Source organism: Mycolicibacterium sp. CBM1 (assembly GCF_054073305.1).
This window is the reverse complement of the sequence record NZ_JBSXPP010000024.1, coordinates 1-22,356: the sequence shown is the minus strand read 5'-3', so window position 1 is coordinate 22,356 and position 22,356 is coordinate 1. Positions and strand designations below refer to the sequence as shown.

At 67.3% G+C, this 22,356-nt stretch carries 18 protein-coding genes; 8 read left to right on the top strand and 10 right to left on the bottom strand.

The window, feature by feature from the left end:
• The first annotated feature begins 20 nt into the window (after positions 1-20).
• Positions 21-2,363 (top strand): putative bifunctional diguanylate cyclase/phosphodiesterase, encoded by a 2,343-nt coding sequence (locus tag ACXDF8_RS24355; RefSeq protein WP_457225835.1) that lies wholly within the window; start codon positions 21-23, stop codon positions 2,361-2,363.
• Here ACXDF8_RS24355 and msrB read toward each other — a convergent pair.
• From msrB to ACXDF8_RS24335, 4 genes are read right to left on the bottom strand one after another with little or no spacing between them, the layout of a single operon-like run.
• On the bottom strand, positions 2,323-2,733 hold the full coding sequence (gene msrB / locus ACXDF8_RS24350) for a peptide-methionine (R)-S-oxide reductase MsrB (protein WP_457225874.1): 411 nt from the start codon (positions 2,731-2,733) through the stop codon (positions 2,323-2,325). The genes ACXDF8_RS24355 and msrB overlap by 41 nt on opposite strands.
• A 32-nt stretch (positions 2,734-2,765) precedes the next feature.
• The gene (aftC, locus tag ACXDF8_RS24345; RefSeq protein ID WP_457225834.1) at positions 2,766-4,067 is read right to left on the bottom strand and encodes an arabinofuranan 3-O-arabinosyltransferase; all 1,302 of its coding nucleotides are present in this window, start codon (positions 4,065-4,067) and stop codon (positions 2,766-2,768) included.
• 20 nt (positions 4,068-4,087) lie between these two features.
• Positions 4,088-5,665, bottom strand: coding sequence for an alpha/beta fold hydrolase (locus ACXDF8_RS24340; protein ID WP_457225833.1), 1,578 nt, complete (start codon positions 5,663-5,665; stop codon positions 4,088-4,090).
• Positions 5,666-5,701: 36 nt separating this feature from the next.
• A complete protein-coding gene (locus tag ACXDF8_RS24335; RefSeq protein ID WP_457225832.1) occupies positions 5,702-6,505 on the bottom strand; it encodes a pyrimidine reductase family protein in 804 nt (267 codons plus the stop codon).
• Between ACXDF8_RS24335 and zapE the strand changes: the two genes are divergently transcribed.
• Positions 6,504-7,589 carry a cell division protein ZapE gene (gene zapE, locus ACXDF8_RS24330; protein WP_457225831.1) on the top strand — a complete coding sequence of 362 codons (1,086 nt, stop codon included), beginning with the start codon at positions 6,504-6,506 and terminating at the stop codon, positions 7,587-7,589. The two genes, ACXDF8_RS24335 and zapE, sit on opposite strands and share 2 nt — an antisense overlap.
• 6 nt (positions 7,590-7,595) lie before the next feature.
• Here zapE and ACXDF8_RS24325 read toward each other — a convergent pair whose 3' ends face one another.
• The 3 genes from ACXDF8_RS24325 to ACXDF8_RS24315 form a co-directional block, all read right to left on the bottom strand.
• On the bottom strand, positions 7,596-7,907 hold the full coding sequence (locus ACXDF8_RS24325) for an STAS domain-containing protein (RefSeq protein WP_457225830.1): 312 nt from the start codon (positions 7,905-7,907) through the stop codon (positions 7,596-7,598).
• Positions 7,904-12,061, bottom strand: coding sequence for a SpoIIE family protein phosphatase (locus ACXDF8_RS24320; RefSeq protein WP_457225829.1), 4,158 nt, complete (start codon positions 12,059-12,061; stop codon positions 7,904-7,906). Before ACXDF8_RS24320 ends, ACXDF8_RS24325 begins: the two co-directional genes overlap by 4 nt.
• A 157-nt stretch (positions 12,062-12,218) precedes the next feature.
• Complete coding sequence (locus ACXDF8_RS24315) at positions 12,219-12,779, bottom strand: GNAT family N-acetyltransferase (protein ID WP_457225873.1); 561 nt, start codon at positions 12,777-12,779, stop codon at positions 12,219-12,221.
• A 222-nt stretch (positions 12,780-13,001) separates the two neighbouring features.
• On the opposite strand from ACXDF8_RS24315, the gene ACXDF8_RS24310 reads away from it, so the two are divergent.
• From ACXDF8_RS24310 to ACXDF8_RS24295, 4 genes are all read left to right on the top strand, one after another.
• A complete protein-coding gene (locus ACXDF8_RS24310; protein WP_457225828.1) occupies positions 13,002-14,234 on the top strand; it encodes a cation:proton antiporter in 1,233 nt (410 codons plus the stop codon).
• A 33-nt stretch (positions 14,235-14,267) separates the two neighbouring features.
• The gene (locus ACXDF8_RS24305) at positions 14,268-14,714 is read left to right on the top strand and encodes a CBS domain-containing protein (protein WP_457225827.1); all 447 of its coding nucleotides are present in this window, start codon (positions 14,268-14,270) and stop codon (positions 14,712-14,714) included.
• A gap of 22 nt (positions 14,715-14,736) precedes the next feature.
• Entirely contained in the window at positions 14,737-16,026 is a 1,290-nt protein-coding gene (locus tag ACXDF8_RS24300; RefSeq protein ID WP_457225872.1) for an ArsB/NhaD family transporter, read from the top strand.
• A 263-nt stretch (positions 16,027-16,289) separates the two neighbouring features.
• Positions 16,290-18,128 (top strand): AMP-dependent synthetase/ligase, encoded by a 1,839-nt coding sequence (locus tag ACXDF8_RS24295; RefSeq protein ID WP_457225826.1) that lies wholly within the window; start codon positions 16,290-16,292, stop codon positions 18,126-18,128.
• A 223-nt stretch (positions 18,129-18,351) separates the two neighbouring features.
• On the opposite strand, the gene ACXDF8_RS24290 is transcribed toward ACXDF8_RS24295, so the two are convergent.
• Positions 18,352-18,999 (bottom strand): TetR family transcriptional regulator, encoded by a 648-nt coding sequence (locus ACXDF8_RS24290; protein WP_457225825.1) that lies wholly within the window; start codon positions 18,997-18,999, stop codon positions 18,352-18,354.
• A 185-nt stretch (positions 19,000-19,184) separates the two neighbouring features.
• Here ACXDF8_RS24290 and ACXDF8_RS24285 point away from each other — a divergent pair, with 185 nt between their 5' ends.
• The gene (locus ACXDF8_RS24285) at positions 19,185-19,421 is read left to right on the top strand and encodes a hypothetical protein (protein WP_457225824.1); all 237 of its coding nucleotides are present in this window, start codon (positions 19,185-19,187) and stop codon (positions 19,419-19,421) included.
• Positions 19,422-19,430: 9 nt separating this feature from the next.
• Here ACXDF8_RS24285 and ACXDF8_RS24280 read toward each other — a convergent pair whose 3' ends face one another.
• Together ACXDF8_RS24280 and ACXDF8_RS24275 are read right to left on the bottom strand one after the other, a co-directional pair.
• On the bottom strand, positions 19,431-19,709 hold the full coding sequence (locus tag ACXDF8_RS24280) for a cytochrome P450 (protein ID WP_457225823.1): 279 nt from the start codon (positions 19,707-19,709) through the stop codon (positions 19,431-19,433).
• 49 nt (positions 19,710-19,758) lie between these two features.
• Positions 19,759-20,643: an SHOCT domain-containing protein gene (locus ACXDF8_RS24275; protein ID WP_457225822.1), complete on the bottom strand. Its 885-nt coding sequence runs from the start codon at positions 20,641-20,643 to the stop codon at positions 19,759-19,761.
• 569 nt (positions 20,644-21,212) lie between these two features.
• Between ACXDF8_RS24275 and ACXDF8_RS24270 the strand changes: the two genes are divergently transcribed.
• A protein-coding gene (locus ACXDF8_RS24270) for an IS3 family transposase (protein ID WP_457221718.1) occupies positions 21,213-22,351 on the top strand; the annotation gives its coding sequence in 2 pieces (ribosomal slippage) (positions 21,213-21,483 and positions 21,483-22,351; 1,140 coding nt in all).
• The last annotated feature ends 5 nt before the right edge of the window (positions 22,352-22,356 follow it).

The window sequence follows — 22,356 nt, the reverse complement described above, 5'->3', positions numbered from 1 at the left end:
GTACGACGCTGGGGGACTGGGTGCAAACGCTGCTCGGCAACGCCCGTGCGGTCCGCTACGTGACCCTTTCCGGGCTGATGCTGCTGGTGGCTGCAGTGGCACTGAGTCATTCGCCGAGTTTCGCGACGATCGCGACCTTCAAGATCACCCTGACGATCGTGGCCGCGGCGGTCGCACTTCTCACGGTGCGGACGGCGGTCCTGGCGCAGGGGCGGATTCGGGCCGCTTGGCTGGCGTTGGCCGTCGGGCTGGCCGCGTTCGCCACAGGGGCCGGGGTGCGCGGCGCTTACGCCGTCGTCGGTGCTGAGCCGGCGTTTCCGGTGGTCCCCGATCTGGTGCGGCTGATCCTGCCCGCCTCCGCATGTGTCGCTTTGCTGCTGTTGCCGATCGGCGCGGCAGGCACGTCGTGGATCCGGCTGCTGCTCGACGCCGTGGTGGTCGCTGGTTCCGTCGTCATCGTGGTCTGGACCGGCGTCCTCGAAAATTTCTATCCCGCCCGCCTCGCCGACTGGGGCACCTTGGTGGCGTCGGTGGCCTATCCCACGCTGGATTCGTTGCTGCTGACGATTGTCGTGCTGGTGTTCCTACGTGCACTTCCGATGCAGCGCCTGCCGATCGGTCTGATGGCCCTTGCCGGCTTCTGTATCGTCATCACCAACGATGTCACCTTCTATTACATTGCGGCAGGACAATATTCGAGCCATCGTGTTGTCGCTGTCGGTTGGCTGGCCGGTCTGCTGATCTTCGGTGCCGTCGCGGTGGTCGGGCGGCCCTGGCCGCACCGCAACATCGCCGTCGTGACGCCACCCGGGCCGGCGTCGGTGTTCCTGCCGTTCGTCCCGGTAGCGGCGGCCGCCGTCGTGGCGACGTTCAACCTGCCCCCGCCCGATGAGCTGCGGGTGCCGCTAACCGTCGCCGGTGGGCTGGTGGTCGTCGCCTTCCTCGCTCGGCAGCTGATCATCGTCGGCGAGAACCGTAGGCTGTTCGCGGCTGTCGCCGAGCAGGCGCTGCGCGACCCGCTGACCGGTCTGGACAACCGCGCGGTCTTCCACGACAGGGTTAGCCATGCCATGCAGATGCGCCAGCGAGACGGCGTCTCGGTGGGGGTCATGGCACTCGATCTCGATGGCTTCAAGCTGGTCAACGACACCTTTGGCCACGACGTGGGCGACAAGCTGCTCCAGCACGTCGGTGAGCGGATGCTGAAAACCGTCCGCACCGGCGATACGGTCGCCCGCGTCGGTGGCGACGAGTATGCCGTGCTCATCGAGGGCCGCGATGATCATTCCCAGGTAGTCGCCCAACGGGTGGCCGAATCCTTTGCCGAGCCGTTCCAGGTCGGCGGCCACGAGCTGATGATCCGGCCCAGCGCGGGACTTGCGGTGGCCGATGCCGAAGATCTCGAGGTCAGCACCGCCGAGTTGCTCAAGCGCGCCGACATCGCCCTTGACGCGGCGAAGAAGTCCCGGGTGGCCGGAGTGCACACGTTCACCGCGGAGATGGAGGCGGACTTCTTCGCCGACGGCGTGTTGAATCCGCCGCCGCTGACCACGGCGGGCGGGCGCGGCTCGTCGCTTCGTCTCCTGGGAGAGCTCCGTCAAGCGGTCGACCAGCGGAACCTGACGCTGCTGTATCAGCCGACGGTCGATCTGCGGACGCTCGAGATCGTCGCGGCGGAGGCATTGGTGCGCTGGCCGCACCCCACCCGCGGAGTGCTGGGCCCGATGGAGTTCATGCCGTTGGTGCGTCGCCACGGATTGATGGGGGCCGTCACCGACCAGGTGGTGAACCAGGCTCTCGACGACGCGAAGGTCTGGCACGACGCCGGATTCACCGTGCCGGTGGCGGTCAACGTCTCCGCGCCGTCGCTGGCTACCGCACGGTTGGCGACGACGGTCTCTTCGGCGCTGATGGCTCGCGGACTCACCGCGGCGGCGATGTCCGTCGAGATCACCGAGGACGTGTTCCTGGAAGGGCTCGAGCAGACCACCCGGGTGCTACACGAGCTGCGCGCGGCCGGAATCCGGATCGCCATCGACGATTTCGGCTCCGGCTACTCGGCGCTGTCCTACCTACGTGACCTACCCATCGACCAGGTCAAGCTGGACCGCCGGTTCGTGGCACCCGTCACCGGGGATACTCGGGCGGCTGTGGTGGTGCGCGCCGTGGTCAACATGGCACACGAGCTGGGGCTGAGCACGGTGGCGGAGGGCATCGAGCGCGTCGACACGCTCGAGCGCCTGCGCGAGTACGGGTGTGACGTGGGGCAGGGCTACTACTTCAGCGTCCCCGTCGAACTCGACCGGCTCCTGGCGATGCTCGCTAATCCTCCGTGGGGACCAGCTTCAGCGAGATCGAGTTGATGCAGTAGCGCTGGTCGGTCGGCGTCGGGTAGCCCTCGCCGCTGAACACGTGGCCGAGGTGACTGTGGCAGTGCGCGCACAACACCTCCACCCGGTGCATACCCAGCGACTCGTCCGGCTTGAGGATCACCGCGTCGGAGTGCGACGGGTCGAAGAACGACGGCCAGCCGCAGTGCGACTCGAATTTCTCTGTGCTGCGGAATAATTCGGTGCCGCACGCTCGGCAGACGTAGACACCTTCGGCCTTGGTGTCGGTGTATTCGCCGGTGAAGGGCCGCTCGGTGCCCGCCTGCCGCAGCACGGCGAATTCCTGCGGGGTCAGCCGCTGGCGCCACTCGTCGTCGGTCAGTTCCAGCTTCGGAGCGGGAATCGAACTCATGCGTTCACGTTACCGTGCGCGCGTCAGCCACTGGGAACGGCAGCGGGTCCGGGTTCGGCCCGCAGCCAGGCCGGGTCGATGCCTTCGTCCAGCGTGCCTGCCGCCTTGGCGTCGGAGTACCGGAAGTACAGCACGCAGAACACCACGATCAGCATCAGCGACCAGCCGTAGGTGATCTTCATGTACTCCAGGAAGCGGCCGGTCGTCGGCCAGCGCCACATCAGCCAGCGGTCCATGGTCAAGAACCCGTAGGTGGCCAGCCAGGCCGGCCAGTTGCGCACCACCGAATTCGGCAGCACCACCGTCATCAGGAACGGGAACAGCATCATCGAGTAGTAGCCCTGGGCCAGTGACAGCACCAGCCAGGAGGCGATGAGCAGCACGCCCGACGACGTCAGCATCCAGAACAGTGGATCGCGTTCGCGGTAGTAGCGGTGGAGCAGCCACAGACTGGCCACCGCCAGTGCCAGGAACAGCACCCGCAGCACCACGATCAGCCACATCGGCAGGCCGTAGTACACGCCGTTGCCCAGCACCGAGCTGTTGAAGTAGTCGCGCGTCGAGAAGATGTAGGGCAGGGTGCGCCGCACGAAATTCATCGGGTCGGCCACCAGCGGCCACGCCGCGACATTGAACACCAGCGGCACCACGAAGGCGGCCACGAGCACCCGCCACTGCCGGTTGAGCAGCGGCAGCAGGAGCAGCACGGCGAGCACCGGCTTGACCACCAGCGACAAGCCGATCACCACACCCGCCAGCCACTGATGGCTGACCTTGCCGTCGAGCAGCCAGCGGAAGAACAACACCTCGCACAGCAGGATGCAGCCGTTGACGTTGGTGAACACCAGCGTGTTGGTCACCGATTCGGTGCAGAACATCGCCAGCAGCAGCGCGGGCAGCGCCACCGAGGTCAGCGGGAACTTGAACAGCCGTACCAACAGGCAGGCCGCGATGATCATCGCCAGCGTGTTGAAGAACACGAACCAGTTGTGCGAGGCGAACACCGGCAGGTAGCCGAACGGTGCCATCAGCAGGGTGCCGCCCGGTGGGTACAGGTAGTGCGGGTCGACGTAGTCGAAGTGCTCGTTGTAGATGTCCAGGCCGCGTCGGAAGTTCGACACCGCCCGGTATACCGGGCCGAAGTCGTCGGTGATGTAGCCGTTGGACGACAGCACATAGCTGCGGTGGATGATCGACATGATGGCCAACGGCCACAATGCCGAGCGCAGAACGGCAGCCGCGCCGGGGGGACTTGTCCGTGGGCCGAACGCGCTGCGCAGGCCGGCCTGGAGTGATTCAGCTAGCGCCACGTCCGCACCGTACACCGGCTCGCTGCGTCGAACGGTCAGGCGGGGCAGTAGGTGTCGGTAGGCGGCATGTTGCCGCTGTCGAGGTAACCCATCATCGGCGGCAGTGTGCACGCCGAATAGATGCTGGCTCCGTGGCCAACGCCCTGCCACATCACCCGCTTGCTGGCCGAACCGGCGTTGATGATGGTGGCCGCTGAGGTCGGCACCCCCTGGTTGCCGACGATCGGGTCGTTCTGCACCCCCAGCAGAAGCACATTGACGTGCAAGTCCTTGGGGTCCTTGGGGGCCGCGCCGCTGGGCCAGTTGAGACACTTCACCAGATCCAGCGCGCCGACGGCACCGAACTGCGGGTACAGCTTGCCCCAGGCGACGACGAGTTCTCGGACCCGGTCGGGGGTCGGCCGGTTCAGCGCGTCGCTGCAGGAGTTGATGAACTGGCCGTCGCTGTCGCGGCTGGCCTCGGCCTGATTAATCAGGCTGTTGAGCTGGTTGGTGTCGCCGTTGCGCGCGGCGGCCAGCGTGTTGGCCAGACTCACGGTGCTGCCGATGCGGTCCCCGCTGGGGAAGCCGAGCGCGGTGACGATGGCATTGGTCAGCACCGCTACCGAGACCCCGCCGGGGCCGCGGCCCGCGCGCGCGGCGCTGAGCAGCGCGTCGACGGCACCCTTCGGGTCGGGGCCGAGCGCACAGTTCGCGGCGATGCACTGGGTCGCGAACGCATCGAGGGCGGCCTGCTGACCCTTGACCCGCTCCTCGGCCGCCGCCTCGGCGCTCACCCCGGGCGGGATCGGCGAGTCGAGCACCAGGCGGGCCACTTTGTCGGGGTGTGAACCGGCGTAGGCCATGGCGATCTGGGCGCCGTTGCCGACGCCGATCAGCGCCAGCGCCGGTACATCCCAGGTGCTGCGCAGCCGCTCGAGGTCCTCGGCGGCCCGCGCGTTGTCGTAGGCCGAGTCACCCGGCGCGATGGTGTCGGTGCAACTGGTGGTCGCGGTCATGGTGATCGCACCGAGGTTGGCCACCGGGTCGTCGCCGGACTCGAACTGAGCCTGGTCGCGCATCTCCTGGCGGTCGAAGGCATCCCGGCAGTCCACCGGGCTCGACATGCCCATGCCGCGGCGGTCCACCGAAACGATGGGATGGCTCTTGAGCACGTCGGCACCCGACCGGGACAGCCAGATCGGTAGCTGCATCGACGACGGAATGTCGGTACCGGTGGTGAACACCACTGGGCCCGCGTCGGGCGGGGTCTGCACCGAGCGGGCGCGCACCACACCGATACTCACCGTCCCGGTGGCACCGGCGATCGGGTCCAGGTCGGCGTCGTAGTCGGCGCACTCCAGGATCACCCCGGGTGCGGGTGGGGCGCCGGCGTCGCCGAACACCCGCGAGGTGCAGTCCCGCCACGGCAGGTCGTTCTTGGGAGCGGCGATTGCGGGCGGCCCGCCGGCAGCCTTGGTCGTGGTCGGACCACCACCGGGATTGTGCGCCGAATTGCTGGCGAACTGGGGGTTGGCGGCCAGCCATGGGGCACATCCGGTGAGCAGGGTCGTCAACGCCACGGTGCCGAGGCTGACTACAGCCTGGGAGGCCCAGACCCGACGATCGCGCATGCCCACCACAGTAGCGACCCCGGTGGCCGGTTCCGCTCAGTCGGCGCGCGTGTAGCGCGTGTACAGATAGCCCTGGTCGTCGGAGATCACGTGCCGGCGCCGCATCCGGGCGAGCACGTGGCCGTCGCCGGTGGCGATGCGTGGCGCGGCGCCGCCGACGAGCATCGGCGCGGTGGTCAGGCACAGTTCGTCGAGCAATTCGTGCTCGACGAACGTGCCAGTCAACGAGGGGCCACCTTCGCAGAGCACCCGGGTGAGTCCGCGTTCGGCGAGTGCGGCCAGGGCGGCGTCGGGGTCGACGTCGGCCGGGTCGGCACCCGAGCAGGCGATCACCTCGGCGGTGTTGCCGACAAGCGCCTGCGCGGCGGGCGCGGCGGCCGTGCTGGTCAGTACCAGCGGAGCCACCTCGGTGCGGGTCAACACTGGCATATCGCCGTCGAGGTGACCGGAGCGGGTGAGCAGCGCGATCGGCGGCACCTCGGCTTGGCCGCGTTGTTGGCGGCGGCTGCGTTGCGCGAGCGTCATCTGCGCGCCGGAGTAGTTCTCCGCACGTGCGGTGCCCGCGCCGACGACGACGACGTCGGTCAGCTCGCGCAGTACCCGGAACAGCCGCCGGTCGCCGGGGCCGCCGAGCCCGCCCGACGTGCCGTCGGTGGCAGCCCCGCCGTCGAGGCTGGCGATGGCGTTGCCGCGCACCCAGCACCGGCTGATGTCGCCCGGGTAGGCGTAGAGGTCGTAGAGGCGATCATCGTCGAGGGGGCCTTGCGGGCCCACCGCGTCGTGCGTCGCCAGCAGTGTGAAGTGCGTCGCATCCGGGTCGTCGCCGCTCGGGTCGGGCATGTCAACGATTGGAGCACGTCGATACAGTTCGTGCATGGACCGCCCCGTCGCAGCCCCCGTCGGCGCCGTAGGCCACCTCGTCGACCGGCATCCGACGGTCTCCCCGGAACGGCTGGTCGCCCAGCTGGTTCCGCCCCCCACCTTCGCCGGGGTCAGCTTCGACACCTACCGGCCAGACCCAGCCGAGCCCACACAGGCTGCTGCCGTCGACGCCTGCCGGGCATTCTGCGACGAGGCGCTGCGCCGGCGCGCCGGCAAGAAGAAGTTGTTCGGCAAGCGGGAGACCCTGCCAGGGGTGGGTATCTATCTCGACGGCGGATTCGGCGTCGGCAAGACCCACCTGCTGGCGTCGGCGTACCGGCAGATGCCGGACTCTGCAGACCACCCGAGGGCCTTCGCGGCGTTCGGTGAGCTGACCCAGCTGGCCGGCGTTTTCGGTTTCGTCGAGTGCATCGACCTGCTGGCCGATTACACGGTGGTGTGCATCGACGAATTCGAACTCGACGACCCGGGCAACACCACGCTCATCTCGCGGCTGCTTTCCCAACTGGTCGAGCGGGGGGTGTCGATCGCCGCGACATCGAACACGCTGCCCGAGCAGCTCGGTGAAGGCCGCTTCGCGGCCCAGGATTTTCTGCGCGAAATCAACACACTGGCAAGTATTTTCACGACGGTGCGCATCGAGGGCCCGGACTATCGGCATCGCGGTCTGCCGCCGGCGCCACAGCCGCGGTCCGACGAGCAGGTCACCGCGGAGGCGGCCGCCGTGGCCGGTGCCACCCTCGACGACTTCGATGCGCTGTGCGCGCACCTGGCGACCATGCATCCGTCGCGCTACCTGACGCTCATCGAAGGGGTGCGGGCGGTTTACCTCACCGGTGTGCACCCCCTCGATGACCAGAACGTCGCCCTGCGGCTCGTCGCGCTGACCGACCGGCTCTACGACGCCGGCATCCCCGTGGTGGCTTCCGGCGCCAAGCTCGACACCGTCTTCTCCGAGGAGATGCTCGCCGGTGGATACCGCAAGAAGTACCTGCGGGCCACCTCACGGCTGCTGGCGCTGACCAACCCCGGCGGGTTGTGACGGCCGTCAGTGTTCGCCGGTGGCCTCGCGGACCTTCGCCAATTCGCTCAGACCGCTGACCCGGAGTACCCGCATCAGTAGCGGATTGGCGATGATCTCTAGTGAATCTGCATGGGGGACAAGGGCATTGATCGCAGCGCTGTCGAGGTAGTCGACGGCACTGAGGTCGACGATCACGGTCGCGGTGGTGTCGGTCACCGCCGCGCCGATCGCCTCGGCGAATGCGGCGGCGTTGCTGGCGTCGATTTCGCCGGCCGCGGAGACCACCAGCTGACCGTCGGCGCCCGGCCCGGTCTGTACGGACAGCGGTGTACTCATCGGCGGATCCTCGTCGACAGCCGGACGGTGGTGCCCGTGGAGTCGGGGACGATCGACACATCCTCCATCAACGCCTGCATGATCTGGATCCCGCGGCCGCGATGGGTATAGCCGGTCTCTTTCGGCTTCCATGAACCGGCATCGGTGATGGTCAGGTGCAGCAGGTCCACTTCAGAACTCGCACGCAAGGTGATGCTCCCGCCGTCGATCTGGCGGTACCCGTGCTCGATGGAGTTGGTGACGGCTTCGCCCGCGGCGACCAGCACGTCCTGAGCCTGTTCGTGGTCGATTCCCGCGGCGTTCAACCATTCTCGTAGTGCGGCGCGTGCCGGGGCGAGGTGCAGAGCGTCGGCCGGGATCGTCACTTCCAGCGGCGCGGGATGGCGATAGAGAAGAAGGGCGACATCGTCCTGGTATCCGCCTGGCGGCGCAAGCACCGACATGATCTGGTCGGCCAGCGGATCCAAGTCACGGACCCCGTCGTCGCGAATGAGCTTGGCGGCCCGCTCGATTCCGTCGTCGAGTGACAATCTTCGCCGCTCCACCAGCCCGTCGGTGTAGAGCAGCAGCGTGGCCTGCGCCGGAATGGTCGCCTGAGCCTGCGGTCGTTCCCAGTCCACGTGGATGCCCAGGGCGATGGAGTGCCCGTCCTCGAGCAGGCGCGTGGTGCCGTCCGCGAGGACCAGGATCGGAGGTGGATGTCCGGCGCTGGAGTACGTGAGTTCGCCGGTCTCGGGTTCGAGCACCGCGCAGAAGGCAGTCGTGGACTGGGCGCCGGGCAGCCGGGTGGCGAAGCGGTCCAGGCCGGTCAGGGTCGCGGCCGGGCTGGACCTTTCGAGCAGCAGTGCGCGGCATGCGCTGCGCAACTGGCCCATGACGGTCGCGGCAGCCAGGTCGTGGCCGACGCAGTCACCGACCACCAGGGCGATGCGACCATCGTCGAGTGAGACGACGTCATACCAGTCACCGCCGACCTGAAGTGGGTGCGACGCGGGCTGGTAGCGGACTGCGAATCCGGTGGGCAGATCGGCCGGGCCCAGGATCGAATGTTGCAGTGCCAGCGCTGTTTCGCGCTGCTGGTCGAGTTGGTGGACGCGTTGCAGGCCTTGTCCGAGGCGGCCGGCCAGCACGGTCAGAAGGGTTTGGTCCTCACCGGTGAAGGGGCGTTGTTCGGGCAGGTCCAGCCAGAGCACCAGGATGCCGCGCGGATGCTGCAACGCGATGCCGGCCGACCCCGGGATGTCGGTGTCGGCGGTCAGCAGCTCACCGCTGGCCCCCAGCGCGGTGATGTGGTCACGGGTTTGGGGCGGCACGTCCGCCCACTGCACCGGGGTGGGGGCACCGATCAGCTCGGGCGTTGATGTGCCCGAGCCGGACGAGCGCGCGGTGGGGAAGGTCGCGGCGAGCACGCACCGCGCCGACCACTGCCGCCGCAGCTGGTCCATCGCGTCGCGCAGCGCGTCTTCGACGGTATCGGCCTGCGCCAGTTGCTGATTGAGCACGGCGAGCGCGCTCTGGCGCTGTACGGTGAAGTGCTCGGCGGTGACGTCGCGGAACGTTCCCACCATGACATTGCGCCCGGTTTCCGGGTCCTTCGCGTGAGCGATGTTGGTGGTGATCCAGACCCGGTGCCCGTCGCAGTGGGTAACCGGCACCGTGTAGCTGCCGTGCGGGTTGTCGGGCAGGGGGGCGAACGCGGCGACCACCTGCCGATGCGCTTCGGGCTCGGTCTCGGAATCGGGCCACCAAGGGTGCTCGGGATCGTAGGGCAGGCCTTCGGGGCCGTAGCCGAGGATGTCGGTGAATGCGCTGTTCATCTCGATGACGGCGCCGACTTCGTCACAGACGAAGAAGGCCTCCTGCAGTGAATCGACCAGCGCGGCGCGCCACCGGGTGTGGTGGTTGCGCAGCCGGGCCAACTCGATGTTCGCCCGGACCCTCGCCAGCAGCTCGGCCGCGGCGAACGGCTTGACCAGATAGTCGTCGGCGCCGGCGTTCAGGCCTTCGATGGAGGCTTCCTGGCCTGCGCGGGCCGACAACAGTACGACCGGGACGCCGACGGTGCGCGGGTCGTTGCGCAGCGCCGCCACCAGCGCCAGGCCGTCCAGGCGCGGCATCATCACGTCGCTGACCACCAGGTCGGGCAGGTCGGTGCGGATCCGGTCCAGTGCGTGGCGCCCGTCGGTCACCGCATCCACTTTGTATCCGGCGCCGCGCAGCAATCTGGCCAGGTATTCGCGCATGTCGGCGTTATCGTCGGCGACGAGCACCCGGGCCCGCGTTGCGCTGGCTGCGGGTGTGCCCAGCACCGTGTCGGTGGGGGGCATCTGGACGTTGGTGTCGGCCGCGGCGATGCCGTCGCCCGGCAGCCAGCGCAGCGCCTCCTGGACAAAAGGCTCGGCGATGCCGGAGGTGGTGCGGCCGGATGCCGGGGCGGTGAGCGCGTCGGCTGGCAGGTGCGCGGAGCCGATCGGCAGCCGGACGGTGAAAATGGTGCCGATGTCTTCGACGCTGTCGGCGCTGATGGTGCCGCCGTGCAGGATGACGAGTTCTCTGACCAATGCCAGGCCGATGCCGCTGCCTTCGGCTGAGCGGGCGCGGGCACTGTCGATGCGGTGGAAGCGTTCGAACAGCCGCGGCATCTCCGAGGCGGGGATGCCGATGCCGGTGTCGGCCACGCTGACCACCGCCTCGGCGCCCTCGCGGGTCACCCGCACCGTAATCGACCCGGAGAACGTGTATTTCAGCGCGTTGGACAGCAGGTTGAGAACGACCTTTTCCCACATGTCGCGGTCGAGGTAGACCGCCTCGTCGCAGGACTGGCAATCGACCACCAGCTCGAGGCCGGCGCGGTCGACGGCGGAGCGGAAGACGCTGGCCAGCTCGGCGGTGACCTCGGCCAGGTCGACGGGCTCGTAGCGGGCCTGCACGCGGCCCGCCTCGATGCGGGAGAAGTCCAGCAGCGTGTTCACCAGCTTCGCCAGCCGTAACCCGTTGCGGTGGATGACGTCGAGCTCCTGGCGGGTGTGCTCGTCGAGACCGGAGGAGCGGGCGCGCAGTTCGGCCACCGGGCCGAGGATCAGGGTGATCGGGGTGCGGAACTCGTGGCTGATATTGGAGAAGAACGTCGTTTTGGCGCGGTCGAGCTCGGCGAGTTCTTCGGCACGGCGCTGCTGGGCGTGGTAGCTCCGGGCGCTGGAGATGCCGGTGGCGAGGTGGCCGGCGACCAGGTTGACGAAGCTGCGGTATTCGTCGTCGACGGGGCGGTAGCGGTTGAGCGCGGCCACCAGGAAGCCCGACGGTGTGCCGCCCTGGGCCAGCAGCGGCGTCACCAAGGCGTGGCTCGGCGGGTCCTGCCATTCGCCGGTCGGCAGGTCGCCGAACGCCGGGTCGTCGAGGTCGACCAGCACCGACTCGCCCCTGGCCGGTTCCGCTAGCGGCCACAGCGCCACGCCGTCGGGCGCCAGCCGCGGCGGCGCGGCCGGGTGGCCGGGGGCGATGCCGCTCAAGCCGGCCAGCCGCGCGGTGCCGTCGTCGTCGAACAGGTACATCAGGCTGAATGGCAGGTCGCGGTGGTTGCGCTCAAGCTGGCGGGCGGCGAAGGCCAACATCTCTTCTTCGGTGCGGACCACCGACGGGTCGGAGCCCAGGTCGCGTAGCGTGGCCATCCGGCGCTCGCCGATCACCCGGTCGGTGTCCTCGCTGACCACGCAGAGCATGCCGACGACGTTCCCGTCGTCGTTGCGAAGCGGGCTGTAGGAGAAGGTGTGGTAGCTCTCCTCGGTATAGCCGGACCGTTCCACGAAAAGCAGCAGCCCCTCATCCCAGGTCGCTTCGCCGGTCTTCAGCACCCGGTCGATCCGGGGAGAGATGTCGTCCCAGATCTCGGCCCATACTTCGCGGGCCGGCCGGCCCAGCGCCCAGGGGTATTTGCGGCCAAGGGTGTCGCGGCGATAGGCCGCGTTGCAGAAGAACGTCAGGTCAGGCCCCCAGGCCATCCACATCGAGAACCGTGACGACAACAGGATGCTCACCGCGGTGCGCAAGCTCTGGGGCCAGCCGGCCGGCGAGCCCAGCGGCGTCGCCGACCAGTCCACTCGGGTCAGATCGCGACCGACATGATCGTCGGGGCCGGAGCCCGATCCAACGTCCACCAACCGTCCTTTCGCCGAACGCCCGTCCTCGCGGTCGGGCCGAGAGTTGCACTCCCGCTCGGCCTGTTGCGATCAGCCAACACGTTCACAGTACGAGACATCGGCAAACCTGGGGAGGTCCGCGGCGAAGATGTCCCAAGATGTCACCGCCATGTCGTCAGAGCGGGCGCACCAGCACAAAGTCTGCCTCGGTGTGCCCGCCGAGCTGGAATGTCCTGGTGCCGGCGGTGGAAAATCCGTGCTTGGCGTAGAACCGTTGTGCCCGCACGTTTTTCTGGTTGACGCCCAGCCAGAGGCTGCGTGCGTCGCCGGCCGCGGTCCTGGCCACCGCGGCCCGCATCAGCACGGCCGATGTCGGCGAGCCATGCCAGTGGGGCAGCACGTAGAACTTGGACAGCTCCACGGCGGGACGCGCCTGCACCGCCGCGGCGACGGCTGGATCGGTTCCCAGGCCGCGCACTAGCAGGACGTAGCCGGCGATGCGGCCCGCATCCTTCACGACGAGAAGTGTGCGTGCGTCGTCGGCCAGGTACTCACCGAACCGCTCGCGGGACAGGTTGGCGGCGATGAAACCCGCAATATCCGCAGTCGGCACCTGCGGAGGGCACGCCAGCGGGAACGTCGTTGCGGCCACCGCGGCAAGCTCGTCGAGGTCACGGTCGACGGCCTCGGTGACGGCAACACGCGAAGCATCGAAGTCGTTGCATCCCAACGTCATCACGGCCCGGAACCGGTGGCGAGCAGCGCGTCGCGAGAGAGGTTCATCGCCACGTCGGACACCGAGTCACGGTAGCAGTGCGGCCGGGTCCGGGCCGTGGGGCGCCCGCCCGCTTGCCTGGAACCGCGATTTGGGGCATGTTTGCCGACGGTGTGCCGGGAAGTCTGGTCGGCAGTCGCGCGGATTCGCTCGCGACTCGAGTGAGGATGGGGAGACTCCGGCGTGGTTCTTGTCCTGGCATTCGGCCTGGTGCTGTTGCTCAGTGTGTCGTTGTCCGGACTCGCGGCCCGCACCGTACTGTCCACCGCGTTGATGTTCCTGGTGGCCGGCGCGTTGCTCGGTCCCGGTGGTTTCGGCCTCGTCGATCTCGGGGTTGGCCATAGCATGGTGGCCCAGCTGGCCGACATCGCACTGTTCACCGTGTTGTTCACCGACGGTCAGCGGGCCAATCTCCCTGCGTTGCGGGAGAACTGGCGACTGTCTGGACGTGCTCTCGGGGTGGGCATGCCCCTGACGATGGTGGGTATCGCCGTCCCTGCGCATTTCCTGGCAGGTCTGGATTGGCCTACCGCACTGTTGCTGGGCGCCATCCTTTCGCCCACCGATCCGGTGTTCGCCGCGGCGTTGGTGGGCCGATCGGACATCCCGTTGCGGCTGCGTCGGCTGCTCAATGTGGAATCCGGTCTCAACGACGGCCTCGCGTTGCCGTTCGTCCTGATCTTCCTCGCCACCGCGCAGCACGAGAGTTCCCACTGGACGACGATCGTCGAGGAACTGCTGCTGGGTTTGGTGCTCGGATTCGGACTGGCGGCATTGGTCGCACTGGCCTGGCGCAGCAAGATCCTGACCGCCGAACCCCGCTTACAGCCGCTGGGGCCGTTGGCGTTGGCGATCGTCGTCTACGCCGGCTGTCATCTGACCCACGCCAACCCGTATCTGGCGGCGTTCGCGGCCGGCTCGACGTTGGCGACCCTGGACCCCGTGGTCGCCGAACGATTCGAACCGTTCGGCGATCTGCTGGCCGAGCTCACCAAGTTCGCTGCGCTGTTGGTGTTCGGCGCGCTCATCACCCCGGAACGGCTGTCGCACCTGGGCTGGCAGGAATGGCTCCTGGCCATCGTCGCCATCGTCGTCGTGCGGCCGGTGTCGTTGTTGGTCTCGCTGTTGCGAACCCCGATGCCGCGCCGCGAACGGCTGACGGCGGCCTGGTTCGGGCCGAAGGGGTTCGCCTCGGTGGTATACGGCCTGTTGGCATTGCAATCCGGCATCCCGGACAGCGAACGAGTCTTCGACCTCGTCGCGGTGACTATCGCGCTGTCGATCGTGCTGCACTCATCCACCGATGTGCCGGTGGCCCGGATGCTGCGGGTGGAGCCGCCCGACAATCTGCCTGCGGGATCCCGTGACCCCGCGGAGCCGACGGAGTCCGCGCGGGTCTTACCGGAGCAAACATGACCGGCCATCGGGGCGGCGACGTACGGTTTGGTTGTGCGCGCAGAGCAGATCGCCGAGCAGTTCCCCGTCGTCAGGTCGGATTCATCGGCCCTCGACGCAGTGCGGTTGCTGGCCGAGCAGCGGCTTCCCGGCCTGGTGGTCACCGACCCGCAGGACCGGCCCCTGGCGATCCTGCCGGCATCAGAGGTCGTGCGTCTGTTGGTGCCCGCCTATATCCAGGACGATCCCTCGCTCGCCGGCGTGCTGGGCGAGCAGGCAGCCGACCGCATCGCGGACAAACTGGGTGGGAAATCGGTGGCGCAGGTGCTGCCCAAGTCGCCGCCGCACATGCCGACGGTCAACGCCGACGACACGATCGTCGAGGTGGCCGCGATCATGGCGCAGGATCGCTCGCCGCTGGTCGCCGTGGTGATCGGTCCCCGGCTCGTCGGCGTCATCACCGCGTCCCGGTTGCTGGAAGTGGCACTGCAGGCTCGATGAACTCGAGGAGCTCCTGGTGAGCATGGCCGTTGTCGCGCTCGCCGTTTTCGCCGTCGCGTACCTGCTGATCGCCACCGAGCGGATCAACAAGGTCAAGGCCGCCCTCGGCGGCGCCGCCGTGGTCGTGGTCGTGGGCATCGTCGGTTCCGACGACATCTTCTACTCCCGCGAGACGGGCATCGACTGGGACGTCATCTTCCTGCTGCTGGGCATGATGGTGATCGTCGGCGTGCTGCGGCAGACCGGTGTCTTCGAGTACACCGCGATCTGGGCCGCCAAACGTGCTAAGGGCTCGCCCCTTCGGGTGATGATCCTGCTGGCTCTGATCACCGCGGCGGCATCGGCACTGCTGGACAATGTGACGACCGTTCTGCTGATCGCACCGGTGACGCTTCTGGTGTGCGAACGCCTGGCCATCAATCCGGTGCCCTTCCTGCTGGCAGAGGTCTTTGCCTCGAACATCGGCGGCACGGCCACCCTGATCGGTGACCCGCCGAACATCATCATCGCGAGCCGGGCGGGCCTGTCGTTCAACGATTTCCTGGTGCACATGGCCCCGCTGGTGCTTATCGCGCTCGGGGTGTTCCTGCTGTCGCTGCCGGTGTTGTTCCGCGGGTCCTTCACCGTCGAGCCGGAACGGGTGGCCGAGGTGATGGCGCTCAGCGAGCGGGAGGCGATTCGCGACGTCCGCCTGCTCGTCAAGTGTGGTGTGGTCCTCGCGGCAGTCTTCGCGGCCTTCATCGGCCATTCGCTGTTCCATGTCGAGCCCTCGGTAGTGGCCTTGCTGGGTGCCGGTGTATTGATCGTCATCTCCGGTGTCGAGCGCAACCATTACCTCGGTAGCGTTGAGTGGGAGACGTTGCTCTTCTTCGCCGGGCTGTTCATCCTGGTCGGCGCACTGGTCAAGACGGGTGTGATCGCCCGGGTCGCCGAGTTCGCCGGTGCGGCGACCGGTGGCAACGCGCTGTTGGCGGCAATGGCGATCCTGCTGGTCTCGGCGGTGTTGTCGGGTGTGATCGACAACATCCCCTACGTCGCGACGATGAGTCCAGTGGTCGCCGATCTCGCCGCGACGGTGGCGAATCCTGTTCACGGACAAGCCCTGTGGTGGGCACTGGCCGCCGGTGCCGATTTCGGCGGCAATCTGACCGCGGTGGGTGCCAGCGCGAACGTGGTGATGTTGGGTATCGCGGCGCGCGAAGGCTACCCGATCAGCTTCTGGGAGTTCACCCGCAAGGGTGTCGTCGTCACGGCGTTGACCGTGGGCGTGGCCGCCCCCTACGTCTGGCTGCGGTACTTCGTCTTCGGCTGACCGACGCGCCCGCTGCCCCACGAATGGCGCAGCGCGGCAGGATCCCTGCGATGCGTTGGATGCGGCGCCCTAGGGCCCGGCAAGCGATACACGATGATGACGACAGTCGGCCGGACTTGGTGCTTGCCGCAAGCGGACTGGTGACGTTGATCGCCGGACTCCCGCGTCCCCGCCGCGTACCCGCCCGGCCGCAAACAATGACAAAGTCGCCGGGTTGCCCATTCCGCCACCGGCGCGACGGCGCCGTCCATAAACTCGCGGATATGGCAGGCCCGCACAAACACCAAGAGCGGCCCGACATGAGCAGGATCGAAAACCGGGCGCCGTCGGTGCCGCGGATGTTCCTCGATCGCGTCGCGGCCACGCCGAATGCCGAAGCGTTTCGGTATCCCGACCACGACGGCTGGGGCAGCGTTACCTGGCAGCAGGTCGGTGATCGCGTCGAGCTGATCGCCGCCGGCCTGATCTCGTTGGGCATCAGCCCCGAGGATCGAGTGGCGTTGGCGTCGTCGACCCGCTACGAGTGGGTGGTCGTCGACTTCGGCATCCTGTCGGCCGGTGCGGCTACCACGACGGTGTATCCGACCACCAACGCCGAGGATGTCGCGTTCATCGTCGCCAACTCCGGCAGCCGGATCGTTGTCGCCGAAAACCAAACCCAGGTGGACAAACTCGTCGCGCACCGTGACGAGGTGCCCGCCGTGGAGAAAGTTGTCGTCATCGACGGAAGCGGTGACGGCGACTGGGTGATCACCCTCGAAGAGCTCGAGCAGCTCGGCAAGCAGTTGCTGGCCGACAAACCCACCGCGGTCACCGAACGCATCGATGCGATCCGGCCCGAGCAGCTGGCCACGCTGATCTACACCTCCGGCACGACCGGCAAACCCAAGGGCGTGCGGCTCACCCACGAGGCGTGGACCTACACCGCGGCGGCGCTGGACTCGCTGGGGGTGCTCAGCGACAAAGACCTGAACTACCTCTGGCTGCCGTTGGCGCACTCGTTCGGCAAGGTGATGCTGGCGCTTCCGCTGGTGATCGGCTTCCCGACGGTCATCGACGGCCGCGTCGACAAGATTGTGGAGAACCTGGCGATCATCCGGCCGACCTTCATGGGCGCCGTTCCGCGCATCTTTGAGAAGGTGCACGGTCGGATCACCGAGATGATGGTCGAACAGGGCGGCGTCAAGAAACGGCTCTTCGACTGGGCGGTCGAGATCGGGCTACAGGTCTCGCGGGCCAAGCAGGCGGGTCATCGGGTCGGGCCGCTGCTGGCGCTGCAGCACAAGCTGGCCGACCGGCTGGTGTTCAGCACCATCCGCGAGCGGTTCGGCGGCCGGCTGCGGTTCTTCATCTCCGGTTCGGCGGCATTGGACCGCGACGTGGCGCAGTGGTTCGACGCGGTCGGCGTGGTGGTTCTGGAGGGTTACGGGCTCACCGAGACCTCGGCGGCGTCCTCGCTGAATCGCCCGCACGCCTATCGGTTCGGCACGGTCGGCTGGACCTTCCCCAATACCGAGGTCAAGATCGCCGAGGATGGGGAGGTGTTACTCAAGGGCCCAGGCGTGATGAGCGGCTATCACGACCTGCCCGACGCTACCGCCGAGGCGATCGACTCCGACGGCTGGTTCCACACCGGCGACATCGGCGAGTTGGATGCCGAGGGCTTCCTGCGGATCACCGACCGCAAGAAGGACATGTTCAAGACCTCCCAGGGCAAATACGTGGCGCCCTCGGCGATCTCCGCGGCGTTCAAGGGGCTGTGCCCGTTCGCCAGCGAGATCATCATCTACGGCGAGGGCAAGCCGTACTGCGTCGCTCTGGTGAGTTTGGACGGCGAGGCGATCCGGGAGTGGGCCGACCGAAACGGCATGGCGGACAAGTCCTTCGAGGAGATCGCCCGCGACCAGAAGACCCAAGAGATGATCGGGGAGTACGTCGAAACCCTGAACAAACACCTCAACCGCTGGGAACAGGTCAAGCGCTTCGCCATCATCGACCGCGAGTTGACCGTCGAGGCAGGCGATTTGACGCCGAGTCTCAAACTCAAGCGCAAGGCGGTCGTGGAGAACTTCCACGACAACATCGACCAGCTGTACGGGTAGGGCGCAGCGGTGCCGCCGTCGGGCCGACGACGGCACCATTTGGAGTGGTCCCCAGGGGCGGAAAAGCCCGCAGCGCAAGGGGGTGGCCACGATCTCGTCAACCCACCCCTGGAGACCCGCTCAGGCGGCCGGTGCTAGAACCCGACCGATTAGCTGTTTCAGCCTTCCCGAATGTACGACACAGATGCTGGCGTGCGTCGCGGTTCCGACGAATAACTAACGATCAGGACAGTGGAGTCGGGCGGTGTTGCGCGCAGCGCTCGACGACCTCGTTGAACGCGGGTAGCGCGTCCTCGGTCACGGCGCCGCGCAGCACGATCAGCCAGGCCCGTGCCAGGCGGGCGGACAGGTCATCGCCGATGGCTGCCGAGAGGAACTGGCAGCCGATGACGCTGACCCAGATGGTCTCGGCGACGTCGTCGGGCTCGACGTCGGCGCGCAGATCGCCGGCCGCGGCGGCGTTGCGCACCACCTCGCCGAATGCGAACGTGGTCTCCCGCAGGATGCGGGAGCCGGCGTCGCTCACCTGGTTGAGGGCCTGGGAGAGCTGATTGCCCACGCGCACAGTCTCATCGGATTGCATCAACCGGGCGACCGCGAAGGTGCCACGGATAATTTGGGCGAGCCTGGGTTGCGCCGGCGGATCGATGAGGGTGCGAAACGCGGTCCGCAGCCGGCCGCGGAAATCCTCGATGACTGCGGCGGCCACCGCTTCCTTGGAGTCGAAGTGGTAGTAGAAGGCACCTTTGGTGACCCCGGAGAGGTCCAGGATGTCGGCCAGGTCGGTGTCGCCGTAACCGCGCTCGCCGAAGAGGTGCACCGCGGCGGCGATGATCCGCTGCCGGGTGGCTTGGGCCCTGGCCTGCGTCATCGCCGTCACCTCCGCTGTCATTCGGCTTCTCAGCGTAGCGAGGTTTGCGCGTGTGTCCCCCGATCGGCGGAACCGACTTCCACTGCTCAAGGGTCCGCTCGGCGGACAGACGATCGCGGTACGGGCGGGCAGGGTCGTAGGCGTCGGTCCGAGCGGGCCGCGACCAACGACTTGAAGGGAATGTCATGAAGTTCACCGCAGCGAAGTTGGCCACCGCGATCGGTGGTGTGCTGGTAGCTGGGTCCCTGGCCCTCGCCGGACCGGCGTTGGCCGGACCAACGATCGCAGGCCACGGCGGCAACGCCATCCCGGGCGAGCCGGCACCTGCCGCCCAGGTTCAGGTCCAGCCAGTAGCCGCAGGGCAGCCGTCAACCCCGGGCCGGGGCGTCGGGGCGGAGTTGCCGGTCGCGCCTGTGGGCTGACCCGGGGGGCTACCAGGTCACCGGCAGCTCGACGAGCCCGTGGGACAGCGAGTGGAATCCGCCGGTTTGCACCGTTGCGGGGTCGGTGCACAGCCGGAGCGTCGGGAGCCGCGAAATCAGCTGTGAGAAAACGGTATTGAGCTCCAGTCTGGCCAGCGCGGCACCGATGCAGTAGTGCAGGCCATAACCGAATCCGACATGCGTGGCGCCGGTGCGGCCCAGGTCGACCCGGTAGGGATCGGCGAAGACGTCCGGGTCGTGATTGGCCGAGCCCGGGTCCGGCAGCACCAGACCGCGGGCGCGGTGCCGTTGGGACTGCTCGGCGGGAGACGGCCACTCACATCCGGCCCAGAATCTCAGCCTTCTTCTGCTGGAACTCCGTCTCGGTGAGCACCCCGTCGTCTCGGAGTTCGGCCAACCTCTTCAGCAGCCTCACGTCGTCGGGTGCGGTTGCTTTCTCGCCTACGGGTTGGGTGGCGGTCGCGTCGCCCGACGGCGGCCCGGTCACCAGGCGGTGGATCTGTTGGTGCGAGGTTCGGCCGTTTCCTGGCGCGGTTCTGCGCTCGATTCGTTCGAGCTTCTTTTTGAGGAATTCAGCGTGGTGGCGCCGTCCGTGCCACGTGCCACTAATACATGAACCCACGAAACCAAGAATGGCCGCGGAAGCCAACAGAATTCGCAACCCAAGCTCGGCTCCGTGCGCCCGCTGTACGTGCGGGTCGGCCACAAAGCTGAGCAGCAAGACCACAGACACGACGGCGGCAGCGGCCGCGGTCCATCGGTAGGCGTGTCGGGCGATGTAATGCGATGCGTAGGAGGCGATAAAGAAACAAAGTACCCACGCGATCGCGAAGCCGAACAACGATCCTCCGGGGCCCGAGTGGAGAACAGGACGCAGAATTCGTACACCGACATACGCGGCAGCAGTCCAGGCCAGGAACAGGGCGCTGATCAGCAATGGGGCCACGAGCGCGATGGGCCGGCGAAGTTGGCCTTCGGCGATTTGCGCGGCGTCCTCAACCCGATCGCGATGCATGCTCTGGCGGCGGTAAGCGATTGCTGCGGGCAACCCGACGGCCACCGCCAAGACGCTGCCCTGCACCGAATCCGGTGCATGAATCGCGTTGAACAGGAACCCGAGCGCGGTCGCCAGGACAATCGAGGCCGCGATGGTGAGCAGCGAATGCTGGTTGATCTCTGACGATTGCGGCGGAGTGCTCATCCGGGCCTGCCCTCCTCGGCGCCATTTCCTGCGCACTTTTTCGCAGTACTGACTCGGCTTTTCGGCTGGCGTATCGGTACAGCATAAATCGGAGTTCCGGACCAGCGTGCCGTAATGGCCGGCACGCTAATCGCCAAATGGCTGTTGCCGCGTGAGGCGCTGCAATATCAACCAATACTGGCGTGCCTGGGGCGACGGTGAGTCGACCGAGGCATGGCCGATGGGCAGGGATCGGTATCGCGGCCTGCGTCCGGCGGCGTGCCGTGCCTGGCGGCGGGGGTTTGCCGAAAGAGTGCGCCGGGTGGGGTGGTTGAGGTCTACTGGTAGTGCGCAGCAAATCGTTTGCGAGGGGGATCCATGGGGCTGATGCGATGCTGCCGCCGTGACGTGGCGCTGGTGTCGATGGCGGTGATGGTGGCGCTGGGGACGATAATCGAGTCAAAGACTGATTTGGACGCAGGCAAAGTGCCGCCCGTGTCTGACAACCACGAGGTGAGCCCGTCGTAGTGGTCCAGTCGTTGTGGGACTCTGTTGCCCGGAGTGTTTGGGCAGGAAGAATCACCAACGACATGGCATCGAACAGGCGTCGGCGGCACACGCCGGATCAGATCATCCGCAAACTCGCTGAGGGCAACAAGCTGCTCGCCTCGGGTCAGGAGCTGGTCGAGGTGTGCCGGCATTTGGAGATCGCGGAATCGACGTGGCATCGCTGGGTGGCCCAGTACGGCGGCATGAAAGCCAACGACGCCAAGCGGCTCAAGGAGCTCGAGGCCGAGAATGCCCGTCTCAAGAAGCTGGTCGCCAACCAGGCCCTCGACATCGACATGCTCAAGGAGATTGGGTCGGGAAACTTCTGACCCCGAACCGCAAACGCCGCGCAGCGACCATGCTGCGTGAGCGGTTCGGGGTGTCTGAACGCCGGGCCTGCACCGTGGTGGACATCCACCGATCCACGATGCGCCTGACACCGCCGCCGATGACCACCGAGGAAGCCGAACTACGTTCCTGGCTGCGCCGGTTCTCCACCGACCGGCCGCGGTGGGGATGGCGCCGCGCTGCCAAGATGGCCCGCCGCGCGGGCTGGCAGGTCAACAACAAGCGCATCCGCCGGCTGTGGCGCGAGGAGGGTCTGCGGGTACCCCAGCGGCGCCGCAAAAAGCGGTTGACCGGCATCGGTGTCGCCGTAGGCGCGATGTCACCGATCCGCCCGAACGTGATCTGGGCGATGGACTTCCAGTTCGACACCACCGCCGACGGTCGCACACTGAAGATGCTTAACGTCATCGATGAGTTCACCCGCGAAGCCCTGGCGATCGAGGTCAACCGCTCCATCGACGCCGACGGCGTCGTCGACGTTCTGGACCGCCTCGCCCTGGCGCACGGAGTGCCGCACTATGTGCGCTTCGACAATGGACCGGAATTCGTGGCCCACGCTGAGGCTGACTGGTGTCGATTCAACAGTGCCGGTTCGCTTTTCATCGATCCCGGCTCACCGTGGCAGAACGCCTTCATTGAGTCGTTCAACGGCAGGCTCCGTGACGAACTACTCAACTCATGGCGCTTCGACTCCCTGCTGGAGGCTCAAGTGATCATCGAGGACTGGCGCCGCGACTACAACGCCAACCGGCCCCATACCGCCCACGGCGAACTCACCCCAGCCGAGTTTGCCCTACAGTGGGCCACGACCCACCAACCGAAAGCCGCATAGCGGCT